17 protein-coding genes and 1 pseudogene are annotated in these 19,872 nt (G+C 71.8%); 10 read left to right on the forward strand and 8 right to left on the reverse strand.

The window, feature by feature from the left end:
- Window positions 1-160: 160 nt before the first annotated feature.
- Window positions 161-2,365 carry an SUKH-4 family immunity protein gene (locus QT196_RS14465; protein ID WP_290355029.1) on the forward strand — a complete coding sequence of 735 codons (2,205 nt, stop codon included), beginning with the start codon at window positions 161-163 and terminating at the stop codon, window positions 2,363-2,365.
- 15 nt (window positions 2,366-2,380) lie between these two features.
- Here the strand turns inward: QT196_RS14465 and QT196_RS14470 are convergent, their stop codons facing one another.
- Complete coding sequence (locus tag QT196_RS14470; protein ID WP_290355030.1) at window positions 2,381-3,082, reverse strand: helix-turn-helix transcriptional regulator; 702 nt, start codon at window positions 3,080-3,082, stop codon at window positions 2,381-2,383.
- Here QT196_RS14470 and QT196_RS14475 point away from each other — a divergent pair.
- Window positions 3,083-3,643: pseudogene (locus tag QT196_RS14475) on the forward strand (SDR family oxidoreductase); the annotation flags it as partial.
- Window positions 3,644-3,798: 155 nt separating this feature from the next.
- Here QT196_RS14475 and speB read toward each other — a convergent pair.
- Complete coding sequence (gene speB / locus QT196_RS14480; protein ID WP_266731151.1) at window positions 3,799-4,785, reverse strand: agmatinase; 987 nt, start codon at window positions 4,783-4,785, stop codon at window positions 3,799-3,801.
- A 260-nt stretch (window positions 4,786-5,045) separates the two neighbouring features.
- Here speB and QT196_RS14485 point away from each other — a divergent pair, with 260 nt between their 5' ends.
- Entirely contained in the window at window positions 5,046-5,843 is a 798-nt protein-coding gene (locus QT196_RS14485; protein ID WP_290355031.1) for a phosphatase, read from the forward strand.
- Between the two features lie 80 nt (window positions 5,844-5,923).
- On the opposite strand, the gene QT196_RS14490 is transcribed toward QT196_RS14485, so the two are convergent.
- From QT196_RS14490 to QT196_RS14500, 3 genes are all read right to left on the reverse strand, one after another.
- Complete coding sequence (locus QT196_RS14490; RefSeq protein ID WP_290356653.1) at window positions 5,924-6,244, reverse strand: hypothetical protein; 321 nt, start codon at window positions 6,242-6,244, stop codon at window positions 5,924-5,926.
- A gap of 164 nt (window positions 6,245-6,408) precedes the next feature.
- Window positions 6,409-6,948, reverse strand: coding sequence for a GNAT family N-acetyltransferase (locus tag QT196_RS14495; RefSeq protein WP_290356654.1), 540 nt, complete (start codon window positions 6,946-6,948; stop codon window positions 6,409-6,411).
- Window positions 6,939-8,222, reverse strand: coding sequence for an XRE family transcriptional regulator (locus QT196_RS14500; RefSeq protein WP_290355032.1), 1,284 nt, complete (start codon window positions 8,220-8,222; stop codon window positions 6,939-6,941). The genes QT196_RS14495 and QT196_RS14500 overlap by 10 nt, the downstream gene beginning before the upstream one ends.
- Before the next feature lie 442 nt (window positions 8,223-8,664).
- On the opposite strand from QT196_RS14500, the gene QT196_RS14505 reads away from it, so the two are divergent.
- The gene (locus tag QT196_RS14505) at window positions 8,665-8,859 is read left to right on the forward strand and encodes a hypothetical protein (protein WP_290355033.1); all 195 of its coding nucleotides are present in this window, start codon (window positions 8,665-8,667) and stop codon (window positions 8,857-8,859) included.
- Window positions 8,856-9,053 (forward strand): hypothetical protein, encoded by a 198-nt coding sequence (locus tag QT196_RS14510; protein ID WP_190840585.1) that lies wholly within the window; start codon window positions 8,856-8,858, stop codon window positions 9,051-9,053. The genes QT196_RS14505 and QT196_RS14510 overlap by 4 nt, the downstream gene beginning before the upstream one ends.
- 222 nt (window positions 9,054-9,275) lie before the next feature.
- Here the strand turns inward: QT196_RS14510 and QT196_RS14515 are convergent, their stop codons facing one another.
- The 3 genes from QT196_RS14515 to QT196_RS14525 all read right to left on the reverse strand — a co-directional run bounded on the left by QT196_RS14515 (window position 9,276) and on the right by QT196_RS14525 (window position 12,115).
- Window positions 9,276-10,166 (reverse strand): acyl-CoA thioesterase II, encoded by an 891-nt coding sequence (locus QT196_RS14515; protein ID WP_290355034.1) that lies wholly within the window; start codon window positions 10,164-10,166, stop codon window positions 9,276-9,278.
- Between the two features lie 20 nt (window positions 10,167-10,186).
- The gene (locus tag QT196_RS14520; RefSeq protein ID WP_168479217.1) at window positions 10,187-11,344 is read right to left on the reverse strand and encodes an acyl-CoA dehydrogenase family protein; all 1,158 of its coding nucleotides are present in this window, start codon (window positions 11,342-11,344) and stop codon (window positions 10,187-10,189) included.
- Between the two features lie 129 nt (window positions 11,345-11,473).
- Window positions 11,474-12,115 carry a TetR/AcrR family transcriptional regulator gene (locus QT196_RS14525; RefSeq protein ID WP_168479218.1) on the reverse strand — a complete coding sequence of 214 codons (642 nt, stop codon included), beginning with the start codon at window positions 12,113-12,115 and terminating at the stop codon, window positions 11,474-11,476.
- A gap of 134 nt (window positions 12,116-12,249) precedes the next feature.
- Here QT196_RS14525 and QT196_RS14530 point away from each other — a divergent pair, with 134 nt between their 5' ends.
- The 5 genes from QT196_RS14530 to QT196_RS14550 all read left to right on the forward strand — a co-directional run bounded on the left by QT196_RS14530 (window position 12,250) and on the right by QT196_RS14550 (window position 19,855).
- Window positions 12,250-13,881, forward strand: coding sequence for a carboxyl transferase domain-containing protein (locus QT196_RS14530; protein WP_168479219.1), 1,632 nt, complete (start codon window positions 12,250-12,252; stop codon window positions 13,879-13,881).
- A gap of 17 nt (window positions 13,882-13,898) precedes the next feature.
- Entirely contained in the window at window positions 13,899-15,908 is a 2,010-nt protein-coding gene (locus QT196_RS14535) for an acetyl-CoA carboxylase biotin carboxylase subunit (RefSeq protein ID WP_290356655.1), read from the forward strand.
- Window positions 15,908-16,849, forward strand: a complete 942-nt coding sequence (locus QT196_RS14540) for a hydroxymethylglutaryl-CoA lyase (RefSeq protein WP_168479220.1) — start codon at window positions 15,908-15,910, stop codon at window positions 16,847-16,849. The genes QT196_RS14535 and QT196_RS14540 overlap by 1 nt, the downstream gene beginning before the upstream one ends.
- Window positions 16,850-16,854: 5 nt before the next feature.
- Window positions 16,855-18,012: an acyl-CoA dehydrogenase family protein gene (locus tag QT196_RS14545; RefSeq protein WP_266731160.1), complete on the forward strand. Its 1,158-nt coding sequence runs from the start codon at window positions 16,855-16,857 to the stop codon at window positions 18,010-18,012.
- A 400-nt stretch (window positions 18,013-18,412) separates the two neighbouring features.
- Window positions 18,413-19,855 carry a family 2B encapsulin nanocompartment shell protein gene (locus QT196_RS14550; RefSeq protein ID WP_290355035.1) on the forward strand — a complete coding sequence of 481 codons (1,443 nt, stop codon included), beginning with the start codon at window positions 18,413-18,415 and terminating at the stop codon, window positions 19,853-19,855.
- The last annotated feature ends 17 nt before the right edge of the window (window positions 19,856-19,872 follow it).

The raw sequence follows: 19,872 nt of genomic DNA on the forward strand, positions 1-19,872 counted from the left end.
CCACGCCGTGCACGACGGTCACGCACGCGGAGGCCCGGCGGCCCGGTGGCGTGGCCACTCTCTCCCCCGCCCCGCCGCGATCTGCCGCGACATGATCGTCGTCAGCTCGTACGCGGTGCATATGCTGCCGAAGCCGAAGCCGTAGCCGAGGAGAGCAGCGATGAGCAGTAACACCCCGGTGCTGGAGGCCGTTTCCGCGCGGGCGGCGGCCGACCGGCTGCTGCGGTGGTGGCAGGACACCTCCGATCCGCTGGCGCCGGGGGGCTGGCTGAGCCTGGTCGGCGAGGGTGCGGCGGACGGCGGGCAGGTGCTGCGGGAGGTGGGCGCGCAGGTCGCGTCGAGTGTCCTGGTCGATGCCACGGAGCGCACCGCGGAGGAGCTGCTCGGGGAGGTGCTGGCGGCGCTGGGGCTGGAGTCCCGGCGGTACGGCGGCCGCAGGTGGATCTCCGAGGTGCGGGCCCTCCCGGAGCGGCGGCTGGTGCTGCTCACGCATGTGCACCGGATGGGCCGTACCCGTCGTTCGTACGAGGCGGAGCGGCTGCCGACCGGGACGCTGAAGGCGCTGTGCGCGCGCACCGGGCTTCAGGTGATCGCCCAGGTGGACGCGCCCGGTCTGCTGCGCTCCGGCGACACCGGCCTCCGGCTGGAGCCGGCCGGAGCGGACCCGGCGCCCGCCCCGCCGGCCTGGCCGGACGAGGTGCGGGCCCTGGCGCTCGCCGAGCCGCGTACGGTGCCGCCGCGCGCCTGGGCGGCGCTCGTGGCGGGCCTGCGCGCGGACGACGACCGCCCGGTCACCGAGGACGCGCTGCAGGCCGTGCTGGCCGGGCACGACCGGTGGCTGGAGCGGCGCGACGGCGGTGTCGGCTTCGTCGACGAGGCGGTGGCCGAGTCGCTGCGGCGCGAGACCGCCCCGGAAACCGTCACCCGGGTGAACCGCCATATGACGGCCTGGCTGCGGACGCTCGCCCCGGAACTCGCCCACCCCGACGGCTGGACGGCGAGCGGAGCGCTCGGCACGTACGCGGCCGCGGGGCTGGCCATGCATGCGGCGCAGGCCGACCACGAGCAGAAGTGGACCACGCAGACCCTCGACGAACTGGTCGCCCGGGGCGAGCTGGTGGCCCATCTGCCGCAGACGGCCCTGCTCGATGCCGCGCGCTGCGCGCACTACGGCGGCATCGGCGGCAACAGCGCCGCTGCGGACGCCGCGTACCTCTGGGACTACGGGGTGGTCCCGGCCACCCAGCCCGCCTGGGCCGCCTGGCTGCACCTGATGGCGACCGCCCGCGGCGACGACGACTTCGTGGCCGGACTCCTCTCCTCGGGGATCCGCCTCCCGTGGAAGGCGGTGTGGACCCGCTGGCGTCCGCCGGGCGGTTTCCACGCGTCGTTCCTGGCGCCGGGCGTGGTCGGCGAGACGGCCGAGGTCCGCTGGCACGGCCGGCCCGCCGTGGCCGCGCTCGGCACACCGGAGGTGGACGTCACCATCTGGGACGCGCACACCGGCGAACCGCTGGCCGGCCCCTGGCCGGAGGACTCCGTCGTCCCCGAGGACGCCCACACCGCCCTGACCCGGCCGGACGAGTCTGGCACCGGTGACGCGATCACCACACTCGACGCACTCGAAGCCGCCGTCCCCGGCACCGGCATGGCACACCCGAGCCTGCTCTCCGCCCCGGTACTGACCGTGGGCGAACTGGCCATTCTGGGCGGCCCCGGCGGCCTCTTCGCCCTGTCCCCCGCCAAGGGCTGGGAGGAAACGGCCGGCACCCCCGGCCGTGCCCCGCTCACCGGACCGTACGCGGCCGCGGGCCCGACCACCCCGCAGCACGCCACGCCTCCCGGCACGGCGGACCTGCGCGCCGTAGTGGGTGAGGCCGCCTTCCGCCCCGTCAAGGAGGACCACCTGCCGGCGGGCCTGGCGGAGGACGGCGCCCGCGAGCTGCTGACCGGCCTCGGCATCCCCGCCTTCGACGAGAGCGGCCTGCGCCTCGCCCCCGGCGACGACACCTTCCTCACCGAATTCACCTGGCCGGACGACGTGGCCGAAGCCCCCGAAACCGAGGGGCCGTTCTTCCACCTCGGCCGCTGGATGGGCGCCGACGTGGTCCTGGACGGAACCGGCGGCGAGGTCTTCCGGGTGGGCGACGAGGACGACCCGGTCGACGGCGCCCTGGTGGCGTCCTCCCTGGAGAACTTCCTCGCCATGACCGCCCAGTGGCTGATCGGCCTGCGCATCTCCGCAACGGTCGACAACAGCGACGAACAGTACGCCCTGCGCCAGCACGTCAGCGGCGAACTCTGGATGCTCGACGACACCGGCTCGGAGTCCAGCGCCTGGATGTACATCTTCGAGAACGACTGACGGGGCGGGGACCCCTCAACCCGCCACTCCCATCCGCTGCGTGCCCACGACCGACAGCAGCCTCAGCGCCTCTTCCGACGGTGAGCCGGGGGCGGCGGTGTAAAGGAAGACTCGCTGGTCGCGGTCGGCGATGTCCAGGACGTCGCACTTGACGGACACGGGGCCGACGAGGGGGTGCTGGAAGGTCTTGCAGAGGGTGGGGCGGTCGGTCACGTCGTGGGCGGCCCAGAGCCGGGCGAACTCCGCGCTGCCGTCCAGGAGTTCGGCGACCAGGCCGGTCACCTCCGGGGCGTTGGGGTAGCGGGCCGCGGCGGCGCGCAGTTGCTGGGTCGCGCTCCGGGCGAACCTGTCCGCGTCCGAGACGCCGTACAGCCGCCGGCCGTTCCGGTACGGGCCGAGGAAGGCGCGTCGGATGAGGTTCCGGTCCCGGCGCGACAGGACGGAGAAGTCCTCCATCAGGGCGGCGGCCAGGTCGTTCCAGGCGATGACCTCGTACGTCGCCGACACCACGAGCGCCGCGGCCTCCGGCAGCCGGCGCAGCAGGTCGGCGATGCTCTGCCGTATCTCCCGCGAGGGCCCTGGCGGCGGTCCGGGCGGGGCGCCGGCGAGGTGGTGGAGGTGGTCGCGCTCGGCGTCCGACAGGCGCAGCGCGCGGGCGAGTTGGGCCACCACCTCACGGGAGGGGTGCGGGGCGCGGGCCTGCTCCAGGCGGGTCACCCGGCCGGCGTCCGGGCCGCCGTCAACCGGTCCGTGGAGCTGTACGGCCGGCTGGACGTGGCCTTCAACAACGGCGCGACGGGCCAGCCGCCCGGTCCGATGGATGAGCTGTCGGAGGCCGACTTCGACCAGGTCTGCGCCGTCAACCTCAAGGGCCCGTGGCTGGCCATGACCGCCGAGATCGCCGCCATCCGTGCCACCGCGCGGCGCGGAGCCCTCGTCAACACCTCCAGCGTCGGCAGCCTGATGGCCAGCCCCGCGCTGCCCGCGTACGGCGCGGCGAAGGCGGCGGTCAACAGCCTCACCGCGTCGGCGGCCGCCACGTACGGCCCGGAGGGGATCCGCGTCAACGCCATCGCGCCCGGCACCACGCTCACCGAGATGCTGTACGAGTGGGACGCGAAGTCCCCCGGCACGATCGAGCAGCTCAACGCCCGGACCCCGCTGGGCCGCGCCGCCGATCCGGACGAGATCGCCCAGGCCGCCGCCTGGCTCCTGAGCGACCGCTCCTCCTACGTCACCGGCACGGTCCTCCGCGTCGACGGCGGCATGCGGGCCTGAGCCGGAACGGGCGTCCTTGCAGGGCGCCGACCGCCACGGCGGGGGCGGGGCAGCTCCGTACGGAAGAGCAGGAGTTGCCCCGCCGCGCTCCTGCCGCGCTCCCGCCACGCTCCCGCCGTGCGGGACGCCGCCGCCCCTGCCAACGCCCGCCTGCCCTACTCCCCCTGGCGGGAGGCCGCGATCTGCCGCGACATGATCGTCGTCAGCTCGTACGCGGTGTGCGAGGCGGCGACGGCGGTGATCTCCGCGTGGTCGTACGCGGGCGCGACCTCGACGACATCCGCCGAGACCAGGTTGCAGGACGCGAGCCCGCGCAGGATCTCCAGGAGCTCGCGGGAGGTCATGCCGCCCGCCTCCGGCGTACCGGTGCCCGGGGCGTGCGCCGGGTCCAGCACGTCGATGTCGATGGAGATGTACAGCGGACGGTCACCGATGCGCTGCCGCAGCTGGTCGGCGACCTCGTCCACCCCGCGCCGCATGACATCCGCCGACGTGACGATGCCGAAGCCCATCTTCTCGTCCTCGTCGAGGTCCTTCTTGCCGTAGAGCGGACCGCGGGTGCCGACGTGGGAGAGCGCGGAGGTGTCGAGGATGCCTTCCTCGACGGCGCGGCGGAACGGGGTGCCGTGGGTGTATTCGGCGCCGAAGTACGTGTCCCAGGTGTCCAGGTGCGCGTCGAAGTGCAGCAGCGCGACCGGGCCGTGCTTCTTGGCGACCGAGCGCAGCAGGGGCAGCGCGATGGTGTGGTCGCCGCCGAGCGTCATCATCCGGGCGCCGCCGGCGAGCAGGCCGTCGGCCGCGGCCTCGACCGTCTCCACGGCCTCGTTGATGTTGAACGGGTTCGCGGCGATGTCACCGGCGTCGGCGACCTGCGCCAGCGCGAACGGCGACGCGTCCTGGGCCGGGTTGTACGGACGCAGCAGCCGGGACGCCTCACGGATCGCGTTGCCGCCGAAGCGGGCTCCGGGACGGTAGGAGACGCCGGTGTCGAACGGGACACCGACGACGGCCACATCGGCCCGGCCGCCGACCTCGTCGAGGCGGGGCAGGCGGGCGAACGTCGCGGGCCCGGCGTAGCGCGGGACACGGGAGGAGTCGACGGGGCCCACGGGCCCGTTGGATGCGCTGGCTGCGGTGGTCATGACCGTGAGGGTAGGGAGCGCCGGGCGCCGGGCCCATGGACATGTGCGTCACTAGGGCCGGGGTCGTTCGACATTTTGTCCAGGCTGATGACGACAGGGCGCTGACCAGGCATTCCTGGCTTCCGCGGCACACCGCCACCCTCTCCGCAGGACGCCACCCCTGTCCGCAGGGCGGTACCCCCGCTCCGGCATCCGCACCCCGGTGTCCGGGCTGCGGAACTCCCCGGCCCCGGAACAGGTGTACGGGCACAATGGGCGCTATGCCGATAGCCTCCGCAGCCGCTGCCCCCTCGCGCGCCGAACTCGTCGATCATCTCGTCCGGACCCGGATCGCCGGTGAGGTCGCCACCCCCCGCGAGAACAACCTCTCCCACTACCGCAGGCTCGCCAACGGCGAGCGCCATTACTGGTTCGGCCTGGAGTTCGGCGACCGGTGGGTGGACGAGCAGGACGTGCTGGCCGTGATGGCGGAGCGCTGCGGCGTCGTCGACGACCCGCACCACCGGCAGGGGCAGGACACCATCGACCCGGAGCTGACGGTCGACGCGCTGGACCGCACCGCCGCGGTGCTGCGCAAGGCGGCCGCCGGGCAGCACCGGGTGCTGTTCGCGACCGGCCACCCGGGCGGCCTGCTCGATGTGCACCGGGCGACCGCCGAGGCACTGCGCACGGCGGGCTGCGAGATCGTCGTCATCCCCGACGGGCTGCGGGCGGACGACGGCATGGTCTTCCAGTTCGCCGACGTGGCGATGCTGGAGCGCGGTGCGACGCTCTGGCACACCCACTCCCCCGAGCCGATGGCCGCCGTCCTGGACGGCCTGGAGCGCGAGGGCCGCCCGCTGCCGGACCTGGTGATGGCCGACCACGGCTGGGCGGGCTGCGCGGGCCAGCGCGGTATCGACGCGGTGGGCTTCGCGGACTGCAACGACCCGGCCCTGTTCCTCGCCGAGGCCGAAGGCACCCTCCAGGTCACGATCCCCCTGGACGACCACGTCCTGAGCCCCCGCCACTACGACCCGCTCACCACCTACCTGCTGGACGCGGCGGGACTGCGCTGAGGGGCGCGCCCTCTGGGGCGACGCCGCGGCCCTGGGGCGACGCCGCGGCACCGTGGCGTGCGCGCCGTCGGCACCGTGTCCTACGCGCCGCCGGACCCGTCGAGAAAGCGCATCAACACCTCGGCCTCCGCCCGGAGCCGCGCGGCCCGGTCGGCATGCGCCGGCGCACTCAACTGCGCGGCGACCTCCAGCCGTTCGTCCGCCTCGGCACGTACGACCTCCACCACCCGCCCCTCACTCAGCTCACACCGCGCCACCTCGGTGACACCCACACCCACCGGCGCCTGCTCAATAGCCACACCCCGAAGCCCGGCCTCCCCCACGGGAACCGCCTCAGCGTTGTCCAGCACAGCCAGCGTCGCCCGCAGCACACTCACCGCAACCTTGTCCCGGGCACGCATCGCTTCCGGCAACGCCTGACGCATACGAAGTCGCAAAGACATGCGGCGACTTTATGGCCGTGCCCTGGGCTCCACAACGGGATATGAGTGCGGGGGGCTCCCCGCCAACTGGGGCGCTGCACCCGACGCGTACGCGAATGGAGACGGGAGCGCCGGGGGCGAACTCAGCGAATGGGCCTGACCATCGCCGTCAGGACCGGCGAGGCGGGCGAGGGCTGGCTCTGGCCGATGTCTTCGTATCCCCAGGACTCGTAGAGGCGGTGCACCTTTCCGTGTCCGGCGAGCGGATTGACCATGAGCGTGACGTACGGCTCGTTGCGGTCGGCAAGGAGGGCGTCGTGGATGTGCCGGGCGATGCCGGTGCCGCGCCAGGGGATGCGAACGCCGATTTCTTTGAGGGCTACGGCGTGCCGGTCGGTGTATTCAGCTGACGGAGCGGGTGTGACGCGTTTCCACCAACGGTCCTCGGTGTCAACAGTGTTGGCGTACGCATAGCCGATGGGCTCGCCCTGCTCATACGCAAGGATCGCTACCCAACCTGGTTCCTTGGAATGACGGTCGAGGCGCTCAGCGAAGGCAGTGACCGCGTAGTTCGGAAGGTGCAAGAGATCTGCACGGACATCGGCGTACACGTCCAGGAGGCCTTGCCGGGCCGGTTCAACCGAGTGGAACGTGCGGAGCTCGATGGGGGGCGTCATACCGATTCCTTCCAGGTGGTGTGCACGTACTGATTCCACATGCGGGTGGTCGGGCTGTTCGGCGCCACGGTGTGAATCTTGACGTGGAAGCTGCGGAGCATCCGGGCGACCCGCGGGTGATGGGCAGCAGCATCGAGGGGCACCGACATTGCGGTGGCGACCGCGGGCCCTACATCCTCTTGGCCGAGTTGAGCACACGCCAGCCGAGTAGTGGCGATGGCCTTTGACCGTTGCATGTGGGGCCGGAGAGCCGCCAAGCATCGGTGCGCGTGCGCTTCCGCCGTCTCATAGTCTCCGAGAGCGAGGTATCCGGTGAGCGCGAGCGAATCCAGCTCCGCCTGGTCATAGAAGGAGGTCATCCACACGGGCCGGTTTGCGCGCGGATCGGCACGGTCCATCGCTTCCTGAGCATGGGCGAAACTGCGCCGGGCAGCCGTGACATTTCTGGCAACGCCGTGAATGGCTGCCTGCCTGGCAAGACCGAGGGATGCGAACAGCGGATCACGGCGCGTGATGGAGAGACCTCGGGCAACGTCATTCGCAGCCATTGCTTCAACGGGGCGCCCCATGTGCCGGTACAGCGTTCCGGCGTGTGACCAGATGCGGAATTTGATGGCCGGGTCGGCTGACAATTCGGCGAGCGCTTGAGCTTCCCGCATATGGACCATCGCGTCTTCGTAACGCCGTCCATCGATCGCGGCCCACATCGCCGAGGACCGGAATGCCGCCGCGCATGCGTACACGTAAGCACGAACGCGCTGACTGGCACTTCCGGAATTCTGTAGGGCCAGGGCCTCGTCGGCGAGCGCTACGGCCTTCTGCTCGATACCAAGCCGGCCGCCGTGGCGGTGGTCGCTCGCGATGATCCCGGTGAAACGTTGTTGGAGTCGGTCAACGTCGCTCTTTCCGATCCGGCGGCCGGAACCGGACGAAGGCGTGGCCGCGACAGCGGCCAGGGCCGTTCCGGCGGTGAGGAAACGACGGCGTTCCACAGGGTCCTCCGGCGGTGGTGCGGGGGCGGACGACGGGGCACGGCCCCGCGGCACGAAGCCTAAGGCGGTGGCGGGCAGCCCGGTGACTTTCTCCAGCGCCACCCGGGTCGCCGACTTCGGCCACCGCACCCGGCCCGCTTTCCAGTCCCGGACCGATGAGCCGTCCAGCCCTCCGACTTTCCCGGTGAGGTCCCCAACCGCCGAATTCACTGCCTCGGCAAGTGAATTCGAGCTGTAGCCATTTTCCTTCATCCATGCTTCGAGCGTCGCGTTTCGCACAGCACTCATGCACGCACGGTAGCCCCGCAGTCGCCGCATCGTCAGCTAAAAGGGTGGCCAAATCGCCCTAGGGGTTGTGGAGAAGAGGTTGTCCGATCTCCCTAATCGCCTTGCCCTGGCACCCCGTTAGCTGGTCATGAGCCGACCGCGAGGCTCCGGCGCCGCGACACCCTTCTCGGGATTCCGGGACGGCAGCGGCTCTGCGGCCCTCGCGTGCCCGTCGGGGCGGCCCGTGTCCACAGCGAACTGGAGGACTGACCAAGATGCCCACCGCATCAACCGCTCGCCACCCCCTCACCGATGCCGCCGCGCATCCCCGGTCTGCACCCTCCGTGCGGACCCGCGCTGAACCCCTTCCACCCGAAGCTCGCGCGTTCCGCCGCCGACACGGCGACCCCGTCGGCTGGGACTCCGGCGAATGGGCCGCCTACCTGGGTCTCGGAGGCGCGTCATGACCACGGGATGGGATGCCGTTCCCGCCCTGACGGAATGGACGGTCCACGAGATCACGGGCCAGGCGTGCCCGTGCTGCCACTGCCTCTACAGCCTGGCGCGGGAGAAGGTCACCGGTCCGGACGGCCGGCACACCTGCCGCCCCTGCGCCGTCCTGCTCGGTGTCGCCACGGAAGCGGAGGCCGCGCGGTGAGTCCCGGGAAGCTGCCGGAGGTCGGCGATGAGGTCGAATACGCCCCCGGGCGGCTGGCTGTCCTGACCGACATCCGCAAAGGCATCCCCTACCTGCGAAGTCCCGGGATCAAGGAATGGCCGGTGCAGGACCCGACGACGTTGACGGTGAAGCGGACTCGGGCCGAGCGGCTCGCGGCCGGCGACTTCCGTTGATGCAAGGAGTCCCGGGTTCACCCTGCTCGCGCGTATCGGGAGACCCCAAAACCGCTCCTGAGAGGCGCAAGGTCACCATCCGGTGATCACTACGCACATCGGCGGAGCGTCCCGGCCCACGGCTGGGGCGCTCCGCCTCGCCGGTGGGTGGCGGGGGTGCCATACCCATGGGCGATGGCACCCGGGAGCCGTACGACGCGATGCCCCGGGCCGCCCCGCACCCTAGTCGCGCGGAACCCGGATAACCCCCTCCTGGATCACCGACACCGCCAGCTGTCCCTCCGCCGTGAAGATGCGGCCCTTGCCGAGGCCGCGGCCGCTTTGGGCGGTGGGGGACTCCTGGTCGTACAGGAGCCATTCGTCGGCGCGCAGGGGGCGGTGGAACCACATCGCGTGGTCCAGGCTGGCGCCGACGACGTCGCCTACCGCCCAGCCGCCGCGGCCGTGGGCGAGCAGGATCGAGTCCAGCAGGGTCATGTCGGAGACGTAGGTGACCAGGCAGATGTCCAGCAGGGGGCGGGGGATGTCGCCGTCGTCGTCGAGCTTGCCCTGGGTGCGGAACCAGACCTGGGAGCGGGGCTCGCGGGGCTCGCCGACGGTGACGTAGGGCGGCTCGTCCACGTAGCGGAGGTCGATCGCGGCGCGGGCCTCCAGGAGGCGTTCGGCGACGTCGGGGGCGAGGAAGCGCTCGGCGTGCCGGGGGAGCATCTCGGCGGCGGTGGGCAGCTCCAGGGGGTCCGGTGCCGGGGGCATCGGCTCCTGGTGCTCCAGCCCTTCCTCGGCCGTCTGGAAGGAGGCGGAGAGGTGGAAGATCGGCTGGCCGTGCTGGACGGCGACGACCCGGCGGGTGGTGAAGGAGCGGCCGTCGCGGATGCGGTCGACGGTGTAGACGATGGGCGCGCCGGGGTCCCCGGGGCGCAGGAAGTACGCGTGCAGGGAGTGCGGCGGCCGGTCGGCGGGGACCGTGCGCCCGGCCGCGACCAGGGCCTGGGCGGCGACCTGGCCGCCGAAGACCCGGGGTACGACCGAGGCGCGGCTCTCGCCCCGGAAGATGTCCTGCTCGATCCGCTCCAGTGCGAGCAGATCGAGCAGGGACCGGAGTGCGTCGTTCACGTGCGCGGGGCCCTTACGGCCTAGAGGCCCATGGACTTGGCGATGATGGACTTCATGACCTCGCTGGTGCCGCCGTAGATGCGGTTGACGCGGTTGTCCGCGTAGAGGCGGGCGATGGGGTACTCGTTCATGAAGCCGTAGCCGCCGTGCAGCTGGAGGCAGCGGTCGATGACGCGGTGCGCGACCTCGGTGCAGAACAGCTTGGCGGAGGCGGCCTCGGCCGGGGTCAGCTCGCCGGCGTCCAGCGCTTCGAGGGCGCGGTCGGCGACGGCCTCGGCGGCGTCCACCTCGGCCTGGCAGGCGGCCAGTTCGAACTTGGTGTTCTGGAAGGAGGAGACCGTCTTGCCGAAGATCGTGCGCTCCTGCACGTACTCCTTGGCGAACCGGACGGCGGCCTTGGCCTGGGCGTACGCACCGAAGGCGATGCCCCAGCGCTCGGAGGCGAGGTTCAGGCCCAGGTAGGCGAAGCCCTTGTTCTCCTCGCCCAGCAGGTCCTCGACCGGGACCTTGACGTCGACGAAGGCCAGCTCGGCGGTGTCGGAGATCTTCAGGCCGAGCTTGTCCAGCTTGCGGCCGACGGAGTAGCCGGCGGACTTGGCGTCCACGGCGAAGAGCGAGATGCCGAAGCGGCGGTCGTCCTCGCGAGGGGCCGCGGTGCGGGCGCAGACGATCACGCGGTCGGCGTGCACACCGCCGGTGATGAAGGTCTTGGCGCCGTTGAGGACGTAGTGCGTGCCGTCCTCCGACAGCTTCGCGGTGGACTTCATGCCGGCGAGGTCGGAGCCGGTGCCCGGCTCGGTCATCGCCAGCGCCCACATCTCCTCGCCGCTGACGAACTTCGGCAGGAAGCGCTTCTTCTGCTCGTCGGTGGCGAGCATCTGGATGTACGGGAGGCCGAGCAGCACATGCACGCCGGAGCCGCCGAAGGTGACGCCCGCGCGGGAGGTCTCCTCGTACATCACGGCCTCGAACTTGTGCGAGTCGATGCCGGCGCCGCCGAACTCCTCGGGCACGCGGATACCGAAGACGCCCAGCTCGGCGAGCTTGTAGTAGAACTCGCGCGGGACCTGGCCGGCGGCGAACCACTCGTCGTGCACGGGCACGACCTCGGCCTCGATGAAGGCGCGTATGGTCTCGCGGAACGCCTCATGATCCTCGTTGAACACCGTACGGCGCATTGCTACGTCGCCTCCTCCAGGTCGCCGGTCCAAGCGCATGGCTAAGCGCTTGCTCAGCGAAAGCTACCGGCCAGTTACCTAAGCTGTCCAGAGGTCAACGAAAATCCGTGCGAGCAGGCAGGCCTGCGCCTAGGCGCCCGGCACCGACGCCGCCATCGGCTCCCCCGACTCCGGCTCCCCCGCCACCGCGCCGAACGCGCCCAGCGCGAGCCGGTGCAGCAGCTCCGCCATCTCCGTACGGCCCGGGAGGGCGCCCGGGCGGCCGAGGTGCGGGGTGGAGTTGAGCAGGCCGAAGACGGCGTGCACGGCGGCGCGGGCCCGGGACTCGGAGGGGCCCGGGTGGACCCGGCGGACGACCTCCACCCACAGCTCCACGTACTGCCGCTGGAGCTGGCGGACCCGCTTGCGGTCGGCCTCCCGCAGCCGGTCCAGCTCCCGGTCGTGCAGGGTGATCAGCGGCCGGTCGTCCAGCGCGAAGTCGATATGGCCGTCGATCAGCGCGTCCAGCACCGCCTCGGGGCTGCCGCCGCCCTCCGTGACCCGCATCCGGCCGCCCGCGAGCAGCCGCTCGCTGATCCCGACCAGCAGCTCGGCGAGCATCGCGTCCTTGCCGGCGAAGTGCCGGTAGAGGCCCGGACCGGAGATGCCCACGGCCGCCCCTATCTCGTCCACGCCGACGCCGTGGAAGCCGCGCTCCGCGAAGAGCCGGGCGGCCTCCTTGAGGATCTGCTCGCGGCGGCTGGTCGGGGTGGCGGGCTGCGCATTACTCATGCCGTCGATTGTAGACAGCCGGGTTAGTGCTCGTTAACCTGAAGGCAGTGACGTTAACGCCCATTAACCCGGATGGACCGGCCGCCGCGGACCGCGGCACCGGGACAGGTGATCGAGCAAGGGGGCTCGTAACGATGGAGCAGGCACCGGTGCTGGGGAGTACCGCCGATCCGGCGTCCGACTCCTGGCGGGCCAATGAGGCCGCGCACCGCGAGCTGGCCGCACAGCTGCGCGAGAAGCTCGCGGCGGCCCGGCTGGGCGGCGGCGAGAAGGCCAGGGCGCGGCACACCGCACGCGGCAAGCTGCTGCCCCGCGACCGGGTGGACGCGCTGCTGGACCCCGGCTCGCCGTTCCTGGAGCTGGCGCCGCTGGCCGCGGACGGGATGTACGGCGGGGCCGCCCCGGCCGCGGGCGTGATCGCCGGGATCGGCCGGGTCTCCGGCCGGGAGACGGTGATCGTCGCCAATGACGCCACGGTCAAGGGCGGCACGTACTACCCGATGACGGTCAAGAAGCATCTCCGGGCGCAGGAGATCGCCCTGGAGAACCGTCTCCCCTGTCTTTACCTCGTCGACTCCGGCGGCGCCTTCCTGCCGATGCAGGACGAGGTCTTCCCCGACCGGGAGCACTTCGGGCGGATCTTCTACAACCAGGCGCGGATGTCGGGTGCGGGGATTCCGCAGATCGCCGCGGTGCTGGGCTCGTGCACGGCCGGTGGCGCCTACGTCCCGGCCATGAGCGACGAGGCCGTGATCGTCCGCAACCAGGGCACGATCTTCCTGGGCGGGCCGCCGCTGGTGAAGGCCGCCACCGGCGAGGTGGTCACCGCCGAGGAGCTGGGCGGCGGCGAGGTGCACGCGAAGACCTCCGGCGTCACCGACCATCTCGCCGAGGACGACGCCCATGCGCTGCGCCTGGTGCGCACCATCGTCGGCACCCTCGGCGAGCGCGCGCCGCTCCCGTGGACCGTGCGGACCGTCGAGGAGCCCAAGGCGGACCCGGCCGGGCTGTACGGGGCGGTGCCCGCGGACTCCCGTACGCCCTATGACGTCCGGGAGGTGATCGCCCGCCTCGTGGACGGCTCGCGCTTCGCGGAGTTCAAGGCGGAGTACGGGACGACGCTGGTCACCGGCTTCGCCCATATCCACGGCCACCCGGTCGGCATCGTCGCCAACAACGGCATCCTGTTCTCCGAATCCGCCCAGAAGGGCGCCCACTTCATCGAGCTGTGCGACCAGCGCGGTATCCCGCTGCTCTTCCTCCAGAACATCTCCGGCTTCATGGTGGGGCGTTCGTACGAGGCCGGCGGGATCGCCAAGCACGGCGCGAAGATGGTGACGGCGGTGGCCTGCACCCGCGTGCCCAAGCTGACGGTCGTCATCGGCGGCTCCTACGGGGCGGGCAACTACTCCATGTGCGGCCGGGCCTATTCGCCGCGCTTCCTGTGGATGTGGCCGAACGCCAAGATCTCGGTGATGGGCGGCGAACAGGCCGCCTCCGTCCTCGCCACCGTCAAGCGCGACCAGCTGGAGGCGCACGGCGAGGAGTGGAGCGCCGAGGACGAGGCCGCCTTCAAGGCGCCGGTCCGCGAGCAGTACGAGACCCAGGGCAGCGCCTACTACGCGAGCGCGCGACTGTGGGACGACGGTGTGATCGACCCGCTGGAGACCCGGCAGGTGCTGGGGCTGGCGCTGACGGCCTGTGCCAACGCGCCGCTCCCCGAGAAGGACAGCACCGCGCCCGGCTACGGCGTCTTCCGGATGTGAGAGGGATGTCCCCAGCAATGGTCACCAACTTCGACACCGTGCTCATCGCCAACCGCGGCGAGATCGCGGTCCGTGTCATCCGCACGCTGCGCGCCCTCGGCATCCGCTCGGTCGCCGTCTACAGCGACGCGGACGCCGACGCCCGCCATGTCCGGGAGGCCGACACGGCCGTACGGATCGGTCCGGCGCCGGCCGCCGAGAGCTATCTGTCCGTGGAGCGGCTGCTGGAGGCGGCCGCCCGTACGGGCGCCCAGGCGGTCCACCCGGGCTACGGCTTCCTCGCCGAGAACGCCGCCTTCGCCCGTGCCGTCACGGACGCCGAGCTGGTCTTCATCGGGCCGTCCGCCGACGCCATCGAGCTGATGGGCGACAAGATCCGCGCCAAGGAGACGGTGCGGGAGGCCGGGGTCCCGGTCGTCCCCGGCTCCTCGGGCAGCGGGCTGGACGACGGTCAACTGGCCGCCGCGGCCCGCGAGATCGGCATGCCGGTGCTGCTCAAGCCGTCCGCGGGCGGCGGTGGCAAGGGCATGCGGCTGGTCCGCGACGAGACGCTGCTGGCCGACGAGATCGCGTCCGCCCGCCGGGAGGCCCGCTCCTCCTTCGGCGATGACACCCTGCTCGTCGAGCGCTGGATCGACCGGCCCCGGCACATCGAGATCCAGGTGCTGGCGGACGGCCACGGCAACGTCATCCATCTCGGCGAGCGCGAGTGCTCCCTCCAGCGCCGCCACCAGAAGGTCATCGAGGAGGCCCCCTCGGTCCTGCTGGACGAGGCCACCCGCGCCGCGATGGGCGAGGCGGCCGTGCAGGCGGCCCGCTCCTGCGGCTACCGCGGCGCCGGCACCGTCGAGTTCATCGTCCCGGGCAAGGACCCGGCCTCCTACTACTTCATGGAGATGAACACCCGCCTCCAGGTGGAGCACCCGGTCACCGAGCTGATCACGGGGCTCGACCTGGTGGAGTGGCAGCTGCGGGTCGCGGCCGGCGAGGTGCTCCCGTACGCCCAGGAGGACATCACCCTCACCGGGCACGCCATCGAGGCGCGGATCTGCGCCGAGGACCCGGCCCGCGACTTCCTGCCGACCGGCGGCACGGTGCTGGCGCTGCACGAGGTGCAGGGCGACGGGCTGCGCACGGACTCCGGCCTGTCCCAGGGCGGGGAGGTCGGCAGCCGCTACGACCCGATGCTGTCCAAGGTGATCGCCTACGGTCCGGACCGGGCGAGCGCCCTGCGCCGGCTCCGGGCCGCGCTGGCCGAGACCGTCACCCTCGGCGTCACCACCAACGCCGGGTTCCTGCGGCGGCTGCTGGCCCACCCGGACGTGGTCTCCGGCGAGCTGGACACCGGCCTGGTGGAGCGGGAGGCGGCCGGTCTGGTCGACGGCACGGTGCCCGAGGAGGTGTACGCGGCGGCCGCGGCGGTGCGGCAGGCCGCCCTGGAGCCGGCGGTGGCCGACGGCGGCTGGCGCGACCCGTTCGCCGCACCGAACGGCTTCCGGCTCGGCGGCGAGCCCGCACCGGTCCGCCACTGGCTGCGGATCCCGGGACACGACCCGGTGCCGCACGACGTACGTCCCGGCGCCCCGGCCGGACAGCTGGAGCCGGGCCGCGTACGGGTCACCGTCGACGGGGTGCTGCACACCTTCCACCACAGCGGCGACTGGCTCGGCCGGGACGGCGACTCCTGGCAGGTGACCAGCCACGACCCGGTGGCCGCGGCGCTGCGCGGGGCCGCCGGGGCACACGGCGCGGACACCCTCGCCGCCCCGATGCCCGGCACCGTCACCGTCGTCAAGGTCGCCGTCGGCGACGAAGTGACCGCGGGCCAGGGCCTGCTGGTGGTGGAGGCGATGAAGATGGAGCACGTCATCTCCGCGCCGCACGCCGGGACCGTCACCGAACTCGACGTCACCGCGGGCTCGACCGTCGCCATGGACCAGATCCTGGCCGTGGTCGCCCCGCACGAGAGCCCCGACGAGGCCGCCGCGTCCCCGGCCGCACCCGAGAACGGGCAGGAGAGCGCCTGATGACCGCACCCGGACTGCCGATGGAGGTCCCCGCGGAGGGGCTGCCCACCCGCGTACGGATCCATGAGGTCGGCGCGCGCGACGGCCTGCAGAACGAGCGGACCGTCGTCCCCACGGAGGTCAAGGCGGAGTTCATCCACCGGCTCGCCGCCGCGGGCCTGCCGACCGTGGAGGCCACCAGCTTCGTCCACCCCAAGTGGGTGCCCCAACTCGCCGACGCCGAGCAGCTGTTCCCGCTGCTGGACGATCTCGATCCGCAGCGGCTGCCGGTGCTGGTCCCCAACGAGCGTGGGCTGGACCGGGCGCTGGCGCTGGGCGCCCGCCGGATCGCGGTGTTCGGCAGCGCCACCGAGTCGTTCGCCAAGGCCAACCTCAACCGCACGGTCGACGAGGCGCTGGCGATGTTCGCGCCGGTCATCGCGCGGGCCAAGGGCGCCCGGGTGGAGGTCCGCGGCTATCTCTCGATGTGCTTCGGCGACCCCTGGGAGGGGCCGGTGCCGGTCGCGCAGACCGTCCGGGTCTGCCGGGCGCTGCTCGACCTGGGCTGCGACGAACTGAGCCTGGGCGACACCATCGGGGTGGCCACCCCCGGCCATGTGCAGACCCTGCTGGCCGCCCTCAACGAGGCCGGGGTGCCCACCTCCCGTATCGGCGTGCACTTCCACGACACCTACGGGCAGGCCCTCGCCAACACCTTCGCCGCGCTCCAGCACGGCATCACCACCATCGACGCCTCGGCGGGCGGCCTCGGCGGCTGCCCGTATGCCAAGAGCGCCACCGGAAACCTCGCCACCGAAGACCTCGTGTGGATGCTGCACGGCCTCGGCATCGAGACCGGGGTCGACCTGGACCGTCTGACCGCCACCAGCGTGTGGATGGCCGAGGCCCTGGGCCGGCCGAGCCCCTCGCGTACCCTCCGTGCCCTCTCCCACAAGGAGTGACCCTCATGTCCCTGGACCACCGCCTGCCCGACGAGCTGGAAGAACTCCGGCGCACGGTCGAGGCGTTCGCACACGACGTCGTCGCCCCCAAGATCGGCGAGTACTACGAGCAGCACGCGTTCCCGTACGAGATCGTGCAGGAAATGGGCCGGATGGGCCTGTTCGGCCTGCCGTTCCCCGAGGAGTACGGCGGGATGGGCGGCGACTACCTCGCCCTCGGCATCGCCCTGGAGGAGCTGGCCCGGGTCGACTCCTCGGTGGCCATCACCCTGGAGGCGGGCGTCTCCCTGGGCGCCATGCCCGTCTACCACTTCGGTACGGAGGAGCAGAAGCGCGCGTGGCTGCCCAAGCTGTGCAGCGGTGAGATGCTCGGCGCCTTCGGCCTCACCGAACCGGACGGCGGCTCGGACGCCGGGGCGACCCGCACCACCGCCGTGCGCGACGGCGGGGACTGGGTGATCAACGGCAGCAAGTGCTTCATCACCAACTCCGGTACGGACATCACCGGCCTGGTCACGGTCACCGCCGTCACCGGCCGCAAGGACGACGGCTCCCCGCTGATCTCCTCGATCATCGTGCCCTCCGGCACCCCGGGCTTCACCGTCGGCGCGCCGTACTCCAAGGTCGGCTGGAACGCCTCCGACACCCGCGAGCTGTCGTTCTCCGACGTCCGGGTCCCGGCCGCCAACCTGCTGGGCGAGGAGGGCCGCGGCTACGCCCAGTTCCTGCGGATCCTCGACGAGGGCCGGATCGCCATCGCGGCGCTGGCCACCGGCCTGGCGCAGGGCTGTGTGGACGAGTCGGTGCGCTACGCCAAGGAGCGGCACGCCTTCGGCCGCGCCATCGGCACCAACCAGGCGATCCAGTTCAAGCTCGCCGACATGGAGATGCGCGCGCACACCTCCCGGCTGTCCTGGCGCCATGCCGCGTCCAAGCTGGTGCACGGCGAACCCTTCAAGAAGGAGGCCGCGCTCGCCAAGCTCTACTCGTCCGAGATCGCGGTGGACAACGCCCGCGAGGCCACCCAGATCCACGGCGGCTACGGCTTCATGAACGAGTACCCGGTCGCCCGGATGTGGCGGGACGCCAAGATCCTGGAGATCGGCGAGGGCACCAGCGAGGTCCAGCGGATGCTGATCGCCCGGGAGTTGGGCGTGGTCTAGAGCGTCCTTCCGGGCATGGCCCGGTGACGTGAGAGGTGGGCGGTCCGGTCGCATCAGGCGACCGGGCCGCCGTTTTTCTGCGCCGGGTGTTCCCGCCCGCCCCGGCGCCCGCCGGCGCTGCCCCCGTCCGACCGCTCGTCCGCCCGGCGCTCGGCCGCCGCTGTGCGCGGCCGCGCCTGTACCCCGGTGCGTCCGGAGCATGCGGCGGCGGGAGGGCGTGCGGGCGCACAACCATGATCCGTCTGCAACGCCTGGAGGTTTATGCCTCTTGGATGCGAGGTCGCCCCCTTTCACGCCGTACCGCCACAGCCGTCCCTCCTGTTTGGCTTGCTCCTGCACGCGGCCGCTTTGCTCACCACCGGCCGCTTTGCTCACGTCTGTTCATGTCCCGGGAGGGAAAGTGTCCGTACCGGACGGCGTCACCGGTTCCACCACCGAAGAGCCCGCTCTCGCACCACCCGCCGACAGCGCGCCCACCAGCCTCGGCACCCAGGCCGCGCGCCAACTGGCGACCACCACCAAGTCCGAGCCCCAGATGCAGGCCATCACCTCGCGGTGGCTGCTGAAGACGCTGCCCTGGGTGGACGTCAAGGGCGGCGCCTACCGGGTCAACCGGCGCCTCCAGCTCCGCGTCGGCCGGGGCCGGGTCCAGTTCGAGCAGAACGGCGCGGACGACATCAGAGTCATCCCGCAGACCCTCACCGAACTGCCCGCCCTGCGCGGCTACCCCGACACCGAGGTCCTCAAGGAGCTGGCCGGCCGCTTCCGGGTCCGCGAGGTCCGGGCCGGCCAGATGCTCTTCGAGGCCGGGCAGCCCACCACCGAGGCGTATCTCGTCGTCCACGGCCGTTTCGCCCGCTACACGGCCGGCAAATACGGCGACGAGGAGGTCATCGGCGTCGTCACGGACGGCGACCAGATGGGGGACGAGGCGATCGGCCGGCCCGACCCGCGGTGGCTGAGCTCGGTCCGGGCCGAGACGGCGGGCGTGCTGATGGTGCTGCCCTGGGACGTGGTCCGGGAGTTCACCGACCGGGTGCCGTCCCTGGCCGCCCACCTGACGGCGTACGCGGAGCAGCAGCAGCGCCCCATGAACCGCAAGGGCGAGGCGGAGGTGCCGGTGCGGGCGGGGCACGTCGGCGAGCCGACGCTGTCGTCCGGCTTCGTCGACTACGACCTCGCCCCGCGCGAGTACGAGCTCTCCCTGACCCAGACCGTGCTGCGGGTCCACAGCCGGGTCGCCGATCTCTACAACGACCCCATGGACCAGACGCAGCAGCAACTCCGGCTCACCGTGGAGGAGATCCGCGAGCGCCAGGAGTGGGAGATGGTCAACAACCGGGAGTTCGGCCTGCTGCACAACGCCGACTACGGCCAGCGGATCAGCACCTACACCGGCCCGCCCACCCCCGACGACATGGACGAGCTGTTGTCCATGCGCCGCAAGACCCGGCTGTTCCTGGCCCATCCGAAGGCGATCGCCGCCTTCTTCCGGCAGTGCAACAAGCGCGGTCTGGTGCCGGGCACGGCGAACGTCGACGGGCACGAGGTGCCCGCCTGGCGCGGGGTCCCGATCTTCCCCTGCGGCAAGATCCCGATCAGCGACAGCCACACCAGCAGCATCCTCGCGCTGCGTACCGGCGAGGCGGACCAGGGAGTCGTCGGCCTGCACCAGACCGGCATCCCCGAGGAGTACCAGCCCGGTCTGAACGTCCGGTTCATGGGCATCGACCCGTCCGCGGTCATCAACTACCTCGTCACCGCCTACTACTCGCTGGCCATCCTCGTGCCCGACGCCGTCGGAGTCCTGGAGAACGTCCAGATCGGCCGGAGTGCCGACTGACCAGGTGGAGTCCCTCA

It is taken from the genome of Streptomyces sp. P9-2B-2 (genome assembly GCF_030406865.1).
GTDB classification, from domain to species: Bacteria; Actinomycetota; Actinomycetes; order Streptomycetales; family Streptomycetaceae; genus Streptomyces; species Streptomyces platensis.